Annotated in this window: 13 protein-coding genes and 1 tRNA gene; 9 read left to right on the forward strand and 5 right to left on the reverse strand. The window is 46.3% G+C overall.

Annotation, left to right across the window (positions count from 1 at the left end):
- Positions 1–2 precede the first annotated feature (2 nt).
- The gene (locus ITJ87_RS16005) at positions 3–1130 is read left to right on the forward strand and encodes a glycosyl hydrolase family 18 protein (RefSeq protein WP_057097812.1); all 1128 of its coding nucleotides are present in this window, start codon (positions 3–5) and stop codon (positions 1128–1130) included.
- Positions 1131–1306: 176 nt separating this feature from the next.
- Positions 1307–2587, forward strand: a complete 1281-nt coding sequence (locus ITJ87_RS16010) for a hypothetical protein (protein WP_117965336.1) — start codon at positions 1307–1309, stop codon at positions 2585–2587.
- A gap of 76 nt (positions 2588–2663) precedes the next feature.
- Here ITJ87_RS16010 and ITJ87_RS16015 read toward each other — a convergent pair whose 3' ends face one another.
- Positions 2664–3989, reverse strand: coding sequence for an OmpP1/FadL family transporter (locus ITJ87_RS16015; protein WP_016274288.1), 1326 nt, complete (start codon positions 3987–3989; stop codon positions 2664–2666).
- A gap of 234 nt (positions 3990–4223) precedes the next feature.
- On the opposite strand from ITJ87_RS16015, the gene ITJ87_RS16020 reads away from it, so the two are divergent.
- The 7 genes from ITJ87_RS16020 to ITJ87_RS16050 all read left to right on the forward strand — a co-directional run bounded on the left by ITJ87_RS16020 (position 4224) and on the right by ITJ87_RS16050 (position 9407).
- The gene (locus ITJ87_RS16020; RefSeq protein WP_117965338.1) at positions 4224–5225 is read left to right on the forward strand and encodes a 2-hydroxyacid dehydrogenase; all 1002 of its coding nucleotides are present in this window, start codon (positions 4224–4226) and stop codon (positions 5223–5225) included.
- Between the two features lie 99 nt (positions 5226–5324).
- Positions 5325–6029: a pirin family protein gene (locus ITJ87_RS16025; protein WP_117965340.1), complete on the forward strand. Its 705-nt coding sequence runs from the start codon at positions 5325–5327 to the stop codon at positions 6027–6029.
- A gap of 82 nt (positions 6030–6111) precedes the next feature.
- Complete coding sequence (locus ITJ87_RS16030; RefSeq protein WP_117965342.1) at positions 6112–6846, forward strand: MBL fold metallo-hydrolase; 735 nt, start codon at positions 6112–6114, stop codon at positions 6844–6846.
- A 39-nt stretch (positions 6847–6885) separates the two neighbouring features.
- Positions 6886–8031 carry a DUF4468 domain-containing protein gene (locus ITJ87_RS16035; protein ID WP_117965344.1) on the forward strand — a complete coding sequence of 382 codons (1146 nt, stop codon included), beginning with the start codon at positions 6886–6888 and terminating at the stop codon, positions 8029–8031.
- Positions 8032–8080: 49 nt separating this feature from the next.
- Positions 8081–8458 carry a VOC family protein gene (locus ITJ87_RS16040; RefSeq protein ID WP_025834860.1) on the forward strand — a complete coding sequence of 126 codons (378 nt, stop codon included), beginning with the start codon at positions 8081–8083 and terminating at the stop codon, positions 8456–8458.
- 29 nt (positions 8459–8487) lie between these two features.
- Entirely contained in the window at positions 8488–8673 is a 186-nt protein-coding gene (locus ITJ87_RS16045; protein ID WP_008664928.1) for a hypothetical protein, read from the forward strand.
- The gene (locus ITJ87_RS16050) at positions 8670–9407 is read left to right on the forward strand and encodes a bifunctional 2-polyprenyl-6-hydroxyphenol methylase/3-demethylubiquinol 3-O-methyltransferase UbiG (RefSeq protein ID WP_117965346.1); all 738 of its coding nucleotides are present in this window, start codon (positions 8670–8672) and stop codon (positions 9405–9407) included. The genes ITJ87_RS16045 and ITJ87_RS16050 overlap by 4 nt, the downstream gene beginning before the upstream one ends.
- Positions 9408–9481: 74 nt before the next feature.
- Here the strand turns inward: ITJ87_RS16050 and ITJ87_RS16055 are convergent, their stop codons facing one another.
- From ITJ87_RS16055 to feoB, 4 genes are all read right to left on the reverse strand, one after another.
- Positions 9482–10018 (reverse strand): TlpA disulfide reductase family protein, encoded by a 537-nt coding sequence (locus tag ITJ87_RS16055; protein WP_016274283.1) that lies wholly within the window; start codon positions 10016–10018, stop codon positions 9482–9484.
- A 129-nt stretch (positions 10019–10147) separates the two neighbouring features.
- Positions 10148–10219 (reverse strand) — tRNA-Cys (locus ITJ87_RS16060).
- 68 nt (positions 10220–10287) lie between these two features.
- Complete coding sequence (locus tag ITJ87_RS18815) at positions 10288–10503, reverse strand: hypothetical protein (protein WP_370293441.1); 216 nt, start codon at positions 10501–10503, stop codon at positions 10288–10290.
- Complete coding sequence (feoB, locus tag ITJ87_RS16065; RefSeq protein ID WP_117965418.1) at positions 10503–12974, reverse strand: ferrous iron transport protein B; 2472 nt, start codon at positions 12972–12974, stop codon at positions 10503–10505. Before feoB ends, ITJ87_RS18815 begins: the two co-directional genes overlap by 1 nt.
- Positions 12975–13055 lie beyond the last annotated feature (81 nt).

Genomic DNA, 13055 nt, shown 5'->3' on the forward strand with positions numbered 1-13055 from the left:
CTATGAAAAAGAAACTGCTATTTATAATAGCTACTGTCTTTCTAGTAGCCGCATGTCACAATGACGACTACATTCCCGGACTGCCAGCTCCGGGAAATGAAGACAACGAGACCGAAATGGCCGAGCAGGTTGCAGGCCGGGTTGCATTGGGCTACGTCACTTATTATGGCACATCCATACCCGATGCCAAATACCTGACCCACATAAACTACGCTTTTGCAGAATTATATGTTAAAAACGGAATTTATGAAAAGTTTGGCCTGCAAGGTGATAAATCCCGTTTTGATAAGGTAAAGAAAATAAAGAGCCAGTATCCACATGTGAAGATATTACTCTCTTTTACCAATAGCGTTTCCAATTCTGACAATTCCCAGGACGGAGGCTTCTCCGCCCTGGCGAAGAGTCCGGAAATGCGCAAGCAATTCGCACAAGACTGCAGAGCCTTTGTTCTGAGTGAGGGCATAGACGGTATTGACATTGACTGGGAATTTCCCGGTATGACTTTCAGCAGCAATGCCTATGACGAGTTGGTAGATGTGGAGAACTTCACCCTATTGATGAAAGACTTGCGTGCAGAGTTGGGGCAGTCCACCCTATTGACCTATGCAGGTTATTGCATGGACAAGCGTCCCCAAGGCGAAGGCTACAAATATATTGATGTAAAGGCTGTAGACCCGTATGTAGATTTCGTCAATATCATGGCCTATGATCTGGTTGGTGCCCCCCAGCATCAATCAGCATTGAACAAGCCTAGTAATTACTGGGACTGCCAGCGTTCCGTAGACGAATACCTGAATGCAGGTGTAGCTGCCAACAAATTAGTATTGGGGATTCCATTCTATGGAAGGGCAGATTTCAATTCCGGCGGCAGTATCAATTATCGGGATATTCTCAACTTGAGCAAAGACGACGGCTATGTCATCGATAATTGGGATGCCGAAGGCAATGTCCCCTATGTCACCAAAAACGGCAGTTTCTACTGTGGCTACGACAATCCCCGCAGTATTGCCGCCAAAGGTGAATGGATATTAAAAAACGGCATGAAAGGCATGATGTTCTGGGATTATGAAGGTGACGACACCATGGGAACCCTACGCAAAGCGCTATGGAATGCCGTCATGAAAAAATAAGTAACTTAACACACATCCTCAGGAGGTTATTCCGGAAATTAGGGTAAGGGTAATTTTGCATACGATCTTCATTCAAGGCAAGAATACTGACGGAATAACCTCCTTTCTTCCTCCAAGACTACAAAACCTTTTTTCATTTAAGTTGTTGAAAGCACATTCATCAAAACCTAACTTAAATGAAAACAATCTTAAAAGCAATGTTTCTGTTGTGCGTAACCGGACTTCCCTTGTCCACTATCCATGCACAAAAAAAAGAGATTATCGATGACGAAGCTCCAAACGGCATTGTCATAGTTACCATCGACAAAGCGGGCGACGAGATTATCCGCATCATGAATGAGTCACAATTGCCTTACATCCATGACCCGAAAGCTCCCCGCTTCTTATTGATGGACAAACAAGGCAAATTCGCCCTGGGTATCGGAGGGTATGTCCGTGCCACCGGCGAGTATGATTTTGGAGGTATTGTGAATGACATCGACTTTGTTCCTGCCAACATTCCAAGCAGTAGTAAAATCAAAAATCAATTTCAGATGGATGCCAGTACGGCTACTATCTTTCTGAAATTGGTCGGACACACCCGGCTATTGGGTGACTTCACAGTCTATACTGCTGGAAATTTCCGTGGTGGAGACAAGACATTCCAACTGCGCAATGCCTATCTTTCATTCCGCAATATAACAATAGGATACAATTATGGCGGTTTCATGGACTTAGGCGCCCTCCCTTCCACCATTGACTTTCAAGGTCCCAACGGTGCCACATTCTACCGCGCCACACAATTGTCATATACTTATAAAGGGCTGAAAGACTTTCGTTTCCAAGCTTCCATCGAGGCGCCTGCCGTTGACGGCACAACAAGCAGCCAATTCGAGATTGCCCAGCAACGCATGCCGGACTTCACGGCTTCGGCACAATACAGCTGGAACAGCAGCAGTCATCTGCGTGTAGGAGGTATCATCCGCAGCATGACATATACCAATGTAGAAAGGGATAAGGCATCCAGTGTCACCGGATACGGTATACAAGCCTCAACGACCTTCAATCTCGGTAAAAAATGGCAGGCATTCGGGCAAGTCAACTATGGTAAAGGTATCGGGCAATACCTGAACGACATCAGCAATCTGAACGTCGATATTGTCCCCAATCCCGAAAAGGAAGGCAAAATGCAGGCATTGCCCATGCTAGGCTGGTATGCAGGTCTGCAATATAACATATCTCCGAAGATATTCCTCTCAAGCACTTACAGCATGTCCCGCCTTTATTCTGAAGACGGTTATCCCAACGACCTGCCAAGTACCTATCGCTACGGACAGTATTTCGTAGCCAACGTATTCTGGAACGTAACCCCGAACATGCAGGTAGGCGCTGAATATCTGCGTGGCTGGCGCACCAACTTCGACAATTCCACCAACCATGCCAACCGTATGAACCTGCTTGTACAGTATTCTTTCTAATCCAATATAAAAAGAGAAGCCGCCTCAAATCGACATTTGAGACGGCTTCTTAATATATAAAGGTAGGATTGTGAAATCAGAACTTATAGTCAACACCAAGACCAAACACTTTATTAGTACGGCTATAAACATTCTTGGTGGTTTCACTTATCTTCTTTGTATAATCATCATAGTTTGTCCAAAAATAGGCTATATTCATAGTCAAATGCTTTGTCATTTTGATGGCAGCACCAAACCCCAGTGAATAAGAGTCACATGAAAAACTTATATCACTCTGAAAATCATCAGCCAAGCCATAATCTGTACGCTGATAACCACCACTGATGGTCAGCTGTTTAGCTATATCCCATTCTGCACCAATCAAAATTTCATGTGTGCCATGCTTCAACGCTTTCTGCTTATCATTGGCCATCCCTGCCGCTTTATCAAAAAAATGGTGATATTCCAGCGTTGCACGAAGCGTAGGAAGGAATTCATAACCAACAGCTGCAGTCAATAATGCAGGGATATCACTCGGAGTATTCACACCATCCTTATAGTCAGCCAAAGGATTCCCTTCATCTCCCATAGCAGTTCCCATCGCACGTACTTCAGCTTTTTTGGTTTTATTTTCGAGATTAAGACTTGTCATAAACTCGTACTTCAACCCAATATTCCATTTGCCCAACTTCACATCAGCTCCCAAGATAGGGGTCAATCCCCAGCCGGTCTGGTCGCAGTCTAAATCGATACCAACCAATTCCATGCCACCATAAGTAGGAATATTACTGTGTGCGGTTGCAGTCAGAAATCCTTCATACCCACCGGTAAAATAATTCATACGTCCACCGGCAAACACACCTAACCAATCATTAACTTGATACGACAACCCCAATTGCACACCATAAATAAACTGGCTTCCATCCATTGCACTATTGATAGAATACATATTGGGAGTGATTTGACCACCCGAAATAGTATGGACTTGTCCCATCACCATTGAATCGAACATACCCAAACCATCATCAAACGATGCCTTACCACCACCACCTACAACAGCAAAGCTACCGGAAATAGTCCAGTCTCCTTTTTTATATGCACCTTGAAAACTAGGAATGAAAGGAGCAGAAGCTTTTCCTTTATAATAACGTGTATTCCCATCTTCAATAAACAAGGGAAATGTCGCCTTTATGTTACGGGTCTGATAAGCACTTTGTCCATTCAAAGACAAATAGAGACCATCTTCCGGCAAGAAGGCCAAACCGGCCGGATTAGAATAGACACCGTCAATATCAATGGAAGCACCACGCGCTAACATTCTAAGAAAAGATACATGCTGATTTGTATTTGTCAGGATACCACCCGCAAAAGTTGGAATTGAAACGATTAGCATCGCAATGCTAATCAACGAAAATTTTCTCATCTAAATCTTTTTTAATTGTTTTCGGGCGCAAAGGTACAACAATATTGCACATGAAAAAGAATTTTGTGCATAAAGTTATCCTAATATAATACTTTAATTGAAATACCAAATAGTTTCTGATGAAACAAATGGAAATAATTATCATTTTATGAATCCTTCCGGCCACTGAACCATATCAACTTTCCACTTGTTATCTCTCTATTATTATGTAACATTTAAAAAACAACAAATCCCATGGCATACACTATTGCATTTTTTGGCAGCAAACCTTATGATGAAGCGTCTTTCAATGAAAAGAACAAGGAATATAGTTTTGAGCTCCGCTACTATAAAGGGCATCTCAACAAGCACAACGTTATTTTAACCCAAGGCGTAGATGCAGTCTGTATCTTCGTGAACGACACGGCCGATGCCGAAGTTATCCGTCTGATGGCGGACAATGGTGTGAAATTATTGGCGTTGCGCTGCGCCGGCTACAACAATGTAGATTTGAAAGCGGCTGCCGACTGTGGCATTAACGTAGTGCGCGTCCCCGCCTATTCCCCTTATGCCGTGGCAGAGTATACCGTTGCCCTAATGTTATCCCTCAACCGTAAAATCCCACGCGCCACCTGGCGGACACGGGACGGAAACTTCTCGCTGCACGGACTTCTGGGCTTCGACATGTACGGAAAGACAGCAGGCATCATCGGTACGGGAAAAATTGCCAAAAAACTGATATGTATCCTGCGCGGATTCGGCATGAATATCCTTGCCTACGACCTCTATCCCGACTATAATTTTGCCCGTGAACACCAAGTGGTATATACCAGCCTGGATGAGCTTTATCACAATTCGGATATCATCTCCCTGCACTGCCCGCTGACTGAGCAGACCAAATATCTCATCAACAACTATTCCATCAGTAAAATGAAGGACGGAGTAATGATTATCAATACCGGACGTGGACAACTCATCCATACCAACGCCCTGATTGAAGGACTGAAAAACAAGAAAATCGGCTCTGCCGGCCTGGATGTGTACGAAGAGGAAAGCGAATATTTCTATGAAGACCAATCGGACAAAATCATCGATGACGATACCCTGGCGCGGCTACTGTCCTTCAATAATGTCATCGTCACTTCGCACCAGGCCTTTTTCACACGCGAGGCACTGGAAAACATTGCTTCGACAACGTTACAGAACATCAAAGATTTTATGAACCATAAGCCACTGGAAAATGAGGTCAAAGCATAGTTCCCACTCATTTACAAATTATTAGACATCGGTTTTAAAACTTTATAACTTTCCAAAGCGTTACTAGTATATAAACCATTTTAGGAAAAGGAATAAATTATGAAAAAAGTTATAGACAAATCAGATAGCAGAGGTCATTCCCTATATGATTGGCTTGACAGCCACCACACCTTCAGTTTTGACGAGTATTACAATCCCCGCCGGATGAATTTCGGCGCCTTGCGTGTACTGAACGACGACCGTGTGGCTCCGGGAAAGGGCTTTGGCACACATCCTCATAAAAATATGGAAATCATCTCCATTCCCTTGAAAGGGAAACTGAAACATGGGGACAGTCATCAGAACAGCCGCGTCATCACTCCGGGAGATATACAAACCATGAGTGCCGGCACCGGCATCTACCACAGCGAAATGAACGGCAGTGACACTGAAGCGGTAGAATTCCTGCAAATCTGGGTGATGCCCGAAAAGCTGAACACACCACCCGCATACCAGGACTTCGACGTACGTCCACTTCTGCGCAAAAATGAAATGGCGCTAATAGTATCCCCTGACGGCGATGCTCCTGCCAGATTGCTACAACAGACCTGGTTCTCTATCGGTGAAATAGAAGTTGGAAAGAAGATTGACTACCACATGCACCAATCGCATTCCGGTGTCTACATCTTCGTAATGGAGGGTGAAGTCAAAGTGGACGGCACAGTGCTCTCACGTCGTGACGGAATGGGAGTGTACGAAACCGGCAGTTTTGAGCTGGAAACACTGAAAGACTCTCACATTCTCTTCATAGAAGTACCGATGTAGCGTGCTTTTGCATAAAATAACAGCTTAAACCGGAAGTTTGTGTAGCGTTTTTTGTAATATTGCGCTATAATTCAATCCGTAAATGAAACTTGATTACATCTACCATAGCGGCTTCGCGATTGAAGCGGACGGAGTGACGGTCATTATCGATTACTATAAAGATTCCTCGGAAGAGGTTTTCAATAAAGGTATCGTGCACGACTATCTCTTGGAAAAGCCGGGCGTACTCTACGTACTATGCTCGCATTTCCATCCCGACCACTTCAATCGCGAAGTTCTTTCATGGAAAAAACTGCGGCCCGACATCCGCTACATATTCTCCAAAGACATCCTAAAGCACCGCCGCGCCTCAGCGGAAGATGCCATCTATATCAATAAGGGCGACACCTACGAAGACGAACATATCCGTATCCAAGCCTTCGGTTCCACCGATGTGGGTATCTCCTTCCTGATAGACCTGCAAGGCAAGCGGCTGTTCCATGCCGGTGACCTGAACAACTGGCACTGGAGCGAGGAATCTACTCCGCAGGAAATACGCAAAGCCGAAGGTGACTTTCTGGCCGAAGTGAGAGAGCTGCAGCAAACTGCACCTGCCATAGATGTAGCCATGTTTCCGGTGGACAGCCGTATCGGAAAAGATTATATGCGTGGAGCAGAACAATTCGTGGAACGAATAAAAATCACTATATTTGTACCGATGCACTTCAGCGAAGATTATCAGGGAGGCAACGCCTTCCGGCAGTTTGCCGAGAGCAAGGGATGCCATTTCCTAAGCATCGCACACCGTGGTGAAAGTTTCGAACTCCCCAACTTGTAGCCCGTAACTCGTAAATTAATAATTAAAACACATACTATTATGAAAAATTTGACACAACTTCTTTTTACACTGTTTTGCCTGTGTCTGCCGGCCATGCTGCAGGCGCAGGATAGGGACGACAGTAAATATCTGGCCGGTGCCGTTCCCGAGGTGGACGGTAAAGTGGTATTCACCAAAGAATTCAGCATCCCCGGCATGTCTCAGGATGAAATCTACGAACGTCTGCTCGGCTGGATGGATGCCCGTCTGAAAGAGAATGAAAATAACAGCCGTGTAGTATTCTCAGACAAAGAGAAAGGACAGATTGTAGGTATCGGGGATGAATGGATTGTATTCAGTTCTACGGCTCTGTCATTAGACCGTACCAAAATCCTTTACCAGCTGACTGTGACCTGCCAACCCGAAAAGAGCGTGCTCGAAGTAGAGAAGATACGGTTTAACTATCGCGAAGGAAAAGAAAAATATACCGCCGAAGAGTGGATTGTAGACAAGTATGCCTTGAACAAGGCGAAGACCAAACTGGTACGCGGACTTGCCAAGTGGCGCAGAAAAACCGTAGACTTCGTTGATGACCTTTGCCTGGGAGCAGCAGAAGCATTGAGCGCCACCACTGCCAAAACTCCGGTAGAAGAAAAGAAGGAAGAAAAGAAAGAAGTGAAGGCTGTCGTCAATTCCGGTCCGACAGTAATCACCCCGAAGAAACAAGTTACCGTGGAACCCGCCCAGGCTACTGAAAAGGCATCCGAAGGCGTCGTGAAAGATGCCCAAGTCATCGAAGTGCCCCAAGTCAAGAAACCTGCCGCACTGGTTCCTGCCCAAAAGAGCCAGCAACAAGAATATACGACCATAGCCCCCGAGCAATTGTCAGCCGATGCCATCCAGACCGGAGCAGGCAAATTGGTTATCGTCATCGGCCAAGAGCCTTTCAACATGACCATGATGACAGCAAACTCCGGAGGTTCTTTGGGCAAAGTCAACGGCAAACCAGTTGTATTCAGCATACTGTCGCCCGACCAGCCGTATGAACAAATGGAAAAAGCAGAAAGCTATACCATCCGTTTCTATCCTACGGGACAGACAGAGCCTACGGTCATTCTGGAATGTAAGAAGCTGCCCTCACCGGCAACGATGGAAGGTATGCCACGCACGTATGTAGGCGAAATTCTGAAAGCAATGGTCAAATGACCGCACACGCAGACTATAAATTGTAAATAATCAAATCAGAAATAAACAAATGGAAATAAAAAGTAAATTCGACCATTTTAATATCAATGTCACCAACTTGGAACGTAGCATCGCATTTTACGAAAAGGCACTGGGGCTGAAAGAACATCATAGGAAAGAGTCGTCCGACGGCTCTTTCACTCTGGTCTATCTGACCGACGGCAGTACCGGCTTCCTGCTGGAACTGACCTGCTTGAAGGAGCACCCACAAGCCTACGAATTAGGAGAGAACGAGAGTCACCTCTGCTTCCGCGTATCTGGTGATTACGACGCCATACGCCAATACCATAAGGAAAACGGATGGGTATGTTTCGAAAACACAGCAATGGGACTGTACTTTATCAATGACCCGGATGACTATTGGATTGAGGTATTGCCGGAGAAATGATATTCTACTTTATTAAAACAACGAAATATATGAGTATAGAAGAAGCGATGATGGGTGGTATTGTCTTCAAAGGCAAAAAGGACAAACCTAAAGAAGAAAACAAGATAAAGACCAAAGCCAAGAAGAAAACCTACATTACCGGGCAACACGGTTCCGCCTCAGCCAAAATGAAAGCAGAAATCCGCCGCAAACGCGCTAACAGACATAAGAAATGATAAATACAGCCTTATTGCCTGCCGACAAGGACCCGATGGGCGCAGCCATAGCCGATTACTTCAAACGACATAAAGCCGACCGCCTACGCGTGTTCTCTTCACAATTCGATGAGGACGAAATTCCCGTCGAAGAGCTATTCCGCACAGAAAAGCAAATGCCCTTGCTGGAGCGTACTGCTCTGCAAATGGCAACCGGAAGGATTCTGGATGTGGGTGCCGGCAGCGGTTGCCATAGCCTTGCCCTGCAAGAAGCCGGAAAAGAGGTCCATGCCATCGACATTTCCCCGCTTTCCGTGGAGGTGATGAAGCAGCGAGGTGTGCGTAGCGTGTCACAAACCAATCTCTTCAATGAACAGTTTGCCGATGAATACGACACTATCCTGATGCTGATGAACGGTTCCGGCATTATCGGAAAGTTGGAGAATCTGCCTGATTTTTTCCGGAAGATGAAGCTGCTGCTCCGGCCTGGAGGCTGCGTTTTAATGGATTCCAGCGACCTGAGCTATCTGTTCGAAGAGGAAGATGGCAGTATTGTTATCGACCTTGCCGGCGATTACTACGGAGAGGTAGACTTCCAGATGCAATACAAGAATGTCAAAGGCGACTCCTTTGACTGGCTCTACATCGACTTCCAAACCCTGAGCCTTTATGCTGCCGAAAACGGCTTTACTGCAGAACTGGTGAAAGAGGGTACACATTATGACTATCTTGCCAAACTATCCCGACAAGCATAAAATGAAGTGCCCCCTAAAGGTTAGACAAAAACTTTTAGGGGGCACTTCGTTTTTTTATATCTTGCCTATGCCTGCTATTCAGAAAGCATCCCGTCAATCTCCTTCACCAGAGAAGCAAATTCTTCAGGGTTATACAAACGTGTCAGCTTCACAATACGCCCTTCCTTATCAATTAGGACATTGCGTGTGATGCCTGCCTTGCGGAGCGCATACTTCGCAAATATATCCGCTCCCGGGTCCAGACCCAAAGGATAGGTCACTCCGGTTGACTTACCAAAAGCAATCACTTTCTCCAACGGCTCGTCACGGTCAATGCCAATCAGCATAAAATCCGGATTCGACTTATGCTTCAGCCAAATATCCTTCTCAATGAAAGGCATCTCCTTACGGCACACTCCACACCAGCTTGCGGTAAACTGCAACATGACCACCTTCCCACGAAGTTCCGAAAGGGTAATGCTTTTCCCATCCGTCAGCTTCACTGTAAAATCAGGAGCCATCTCCCCTACCTTAACGATGTAGCCGGTACTGTCCGCCACTACATCCTGTGCCTTGCCTGCCATGCTGCACATAGCAAACAGACAGAAAATCAGAAATCCTACTTTTTTCATTTTATTCAATCTTTAATAAGTAAGCTGTAACTATTCAGCGAATGATATTTTATAGAATGGGCAAACAATTCCCTATAACAAAAAACTCCGAAACACTTTTAAAAAGCAGTTTCGGAGTTTTATTCTTCGAGGTACCTGGCAGATTCGAACTGCCGTACACGGTTTTGCAGACCGCTGACTAAGCCACTCATCCAAGGTACCGGTTCTTACAAGAACTCTTTATTTCTTGTTTGCGGATGCAAAGGTAGCACTTTTTTTGAAACTACCAACTATCCGCAACAACTTTTCTTCTTTTTTTTCGTCACTCCACTGCACTCCGCACGCTTCTTATCATACAAATTCTTTAGTTCACAGCCACTTGCACAGCTATCACACGGATTACCATTTTCTTTGACCCGATGAAAAAAAGAATAAATACTCATGCCAATCCGCACAGCGCAGAGCAACAACAATAAGGCTACTACCCACTCCTGCCAACTATTCATCATAAAAACAGACCTCCTATCTGATAAATTGCAAAAGACATCAGCCAGGCCAGCGCAGTAGTATAAAGCCCCGCAAACACGGCCCACTTCCAACTGCCCGACTCCCCTTTAATGGCTGCCAACGTGGCGATGCACGGAAAATAAATCAGCACAAACACCATGTAGCCGAAAGCCACCAGGGGCGTTATTGGAATGCGTTCGCTCAAGCTTACGGCATCTACCTCGGCATCGTCGGCATAAAGCACTCCGAGCGTGCTTACCACCAGTTCCTTGGCGCCCACGCCGGAAAGGATGCCAATACCCAGTTTCCAGTCGAATCCTAACGGTTCGATGACCGGTTCCATGGCTTTACCAATCCGACCGATGTAGGAATTTTCCTGCTGTTCCGTCACACTTTCATATTCATCGTGGTTGGGATAATATCCCAATGCCCAGATAACGATGGATGCCACCATAATGATACCTCCCATCTTGCGGAGATACTGCGCTCCCTTCTCCCACGTATGGCGGAAGATGGCCTTGGACGTCGGCATACGATAAGGCGGCAGCTCCATGACGAACGGTGTATCGTCCCCTTTCACCAGGAAGCGGCAGAAAATGCGTGCCATGAGCACTGCCAACAGAATACCGATGGCATAGATTACCAACAGCACAAAGCTCGCATTGTTCGGGAAGAAGGCGCCTACCAGCAATAAATAGATGGGCAGACGGGCGCTGCACGACATCAGCGGGTTGATGAGCATCGTCACCAGACGACTCTTGCGGTTCTCGATGGTGCGCGAAGCCATGATAGCGGGAACATTGCAGCCAAAGCCCATAATCAGCGGAATGAAGGACTTTCCATGCAGCCCCATTTTATGCATAATCTTATCCATAATGAAAGCGGCACGCGCCATATAGCCCGAGTCCTCCATCAAGGAGATGAAGAAATAGAGCAACAGAATATTCGGCAGGAATACAATGACACCTCCCACACCACCGACAATGCCATCCACCAGAAGGTCCTTCAACGGTCCTTCGGACATGTTGTTGCGTATCAGGTCGCCCAATTCGCCTACCAGCCACTCAATCCCCTGCATAGGATAGTCGCCCAGCACAAAGGTGCCTTCGAACATCAGATAAAGGAAAAGGAAGAAAATGGGATAGCCCCATACGCGGTGGGTAACGATTGAGTCTATGATTTGAGTGGTCCGCGACGTATCCTGATGATTGTCCACATAGGTCTCGCGCAGGGCACCGGCTATAAAACCATACTTGGCGTCGGTGATGGCCTGCTCGCTCTCCTCGTTCATCACCTCGGCAATCCGTGCCTCTTCCCGGTCGCAGACGGCAAGAATTTCCTTTCCGTTGGGCAGCTCCTCCACAATCTTTTTCAAGTCTCCGTCGTTCTCCAGCAGCTTGATGGCAAGGAAACGCGTGGAATATTTGTGACGGATGTTCTCATTGACGCTGATGACGCGCTTCACCTCCTCAATGCTACGCTCCAACTCTGGACCGTGATTGATGTGGATATGGCGGAAAAAGCCGCGCGGCTGTTCCACCTCTTCTTTATGGCTGCCGAAATCATGGTCGGGAACATACTCCTGATGCCAGCTGCGAAGGTCATTCAATATCTCGCTGCGTATCCTTCCTTTATGGTCGAGGAAATCGCACCCTTCGTAAATATTGATAATCACATGAAACAGCTGTTCGATGCCCTTCCCGCTACGGCTGACCGTAGGCAACATCGGGACTCCGAACAACTGGCTGAGCTTTACATAATCCAGCGTATTTCCACTGGCTTCCAGCTCATCGTACATGTTCAGTGCAATCACCATGCGCACGTTCATGTCAATCAGCTGGGTGGTGAGATAAAGATTGCGTTCCAGATTGGAAGAGTCCACAACATTGATAATGATATCCGGCGTTTCATTAATGATGTGCCGACGGACATAGATTTCTTCAGGGGAGTAGGCCGAGAGGGAATAGGTTCCGGGAAGGTCGACAATACGGAAATGGTAGCCCTGGAAGTCAAAATACCCCTCCTTGGCATCTACCGTAACGCCACTGTAATTGCCCACATGCTCGTGCGAACCAGAAGCGATGTTGAAAAGAGAAGTTTTACCACAGTTGGGATTTCCCACCAAAGCCACATTTATGGTGCGGCGTTTGCCGAGGGCCAGTTGCTTCAGCTCATCTTCGCCCAAATGCATGTTTTCGCCCAGCCCCTCGTGGTAATCGGGCTGCACAGCCTGCTCCTTGGCTTCCTGCTCACTGATAATCTCTATCATCTCAGCCTCCTGCCGACGAAGAGAAATCTCATATCCCATTACTTTGTATTTGATAGGGTCACGTAACGGAGCATTCAGCAAGACCTCCACTGTTTTACCTTTAATAAATCCCATTTCCACAATCCGTTTGCGGAAACCACCGTGTCCCAGCACTTTTACGATTACACCTTTTTCACCGGTATTCAATTCGGACAAACGCATAGTCTTTCTGCCTTTCTTTTCTATTTTGGGGGCAAAGATAATACTTATGTCCGCAAGGCACAAATAATTTAGAATGTTTTT

The sequence above is a fragment of the Bacteroides sp. HF-162 genome (assembly GCF_015679285.1).
Classification (GTDB): Bacteria; Bacteroidota; Bacteroidia; order Bacteroidales; family Bacteroidaceae; genus Bacteroides; species Bacteroides uniformis.

What these genes read in the sequence shown, in the direction of transcription:
- ITJ87_RS16005 (WP_057097812.1), top strand. Translation starts at nt 3, where the DNA reads ATGAAAAAGAAACTGCTATTTATAATAGCTACTGTCTTTCTAGTAGCC.
- ITJ87_RS16010 (WP_117965336.1), top strand. Translation starts at nt 1,307, where the DNA reads ATGAAAACAATCTTAAAAGCAATGTTTCTGTTGTGCGTAACCGGACTT.
- ITJ87_RS16015 (WP_016274288.1), bottom strand. Translation starts at nt 3,989, where the DNA reads ATGAGAAAATTTTCGTTGATTAGCATTGCGATGCTAATCGTTTCAATT.
- ITJ87_RS16020 (WP_117965338.1), top strand. Translation starts at nt 4,224, where the DNA reads ATGGCATACACTATTGCATTTTTTGGCAGCAAACCTTATGATGAAGCG.
- ITJ87_RS16025 (WP_117965340.1), top strand. Translation starts at nt 5,325, where the DNA reads ATGAAAAAAGTTATAGACAAATCAGATAGCAGAGGTCATTCCCTATAT.
- ITJ87_RS16030 (WP_117965342.1), top strand. Translation starts at nt 6,112, where the DNA reads ATGAAACTTGATTACATCTACCATAGCGGCTTCGCGATTGAAGCGGAC.
- ITJ87_RS16035 (WP_117965344.1), top strand. Translation starts at nt 6,886, where the DNA reads ATGAAAAATTTGACACAACTTCTTTTTACACTGTTTTGCCTGTGTCTG.
- ITJ87_RS16040 (WP_025834860.1), top strand. Translation starts at nt 8,081, where the DNA reads ATGGAAATAAAAAGTAAATTCGACCATTTTAATATCAATGTCACCAAC.
- ITJ87_RS16045 (WP_008664928.1), top strand. Translation starts at nt 8,488, where the DNA reads ATGAGTATAGAAGAAGCGATGATGGGTGGTATTGTCTTCAAAGGCAAA.
- ITJ87_RS16050 (WP_117965346.1), top strand. Translation starts at nt 8,670, where the DNA reads ATGATAAATACAGCCTTATTGCCTGCCGACAAGGACCCGATGGGCGCA.
- ITJ87_RS16055 (WP_016274283.1), bottom strand. Translation starts at nt 10,018, where the DNA reads ATGAAAAAAGTAGGATTTCTGATTTTCTGTCTGTTTGCTATGTGCAGC.
- ITJ87_RS18815 (WP_370293441.1), bottom strand. Translation starts at nt 10,503, where the DNA reads ATGAATAGTTGGCAGGAGTGGGTAGTAGCCTTATTGTTGTTGCTCTGC.
- feoB (WP_117965418.1), bottom strand. Translation starts at nt 12,974, where the DNA reads ATGCGTTTGTCCGAATTGAATACCGGTGAAAAAGGTGTAATCGTAAAA.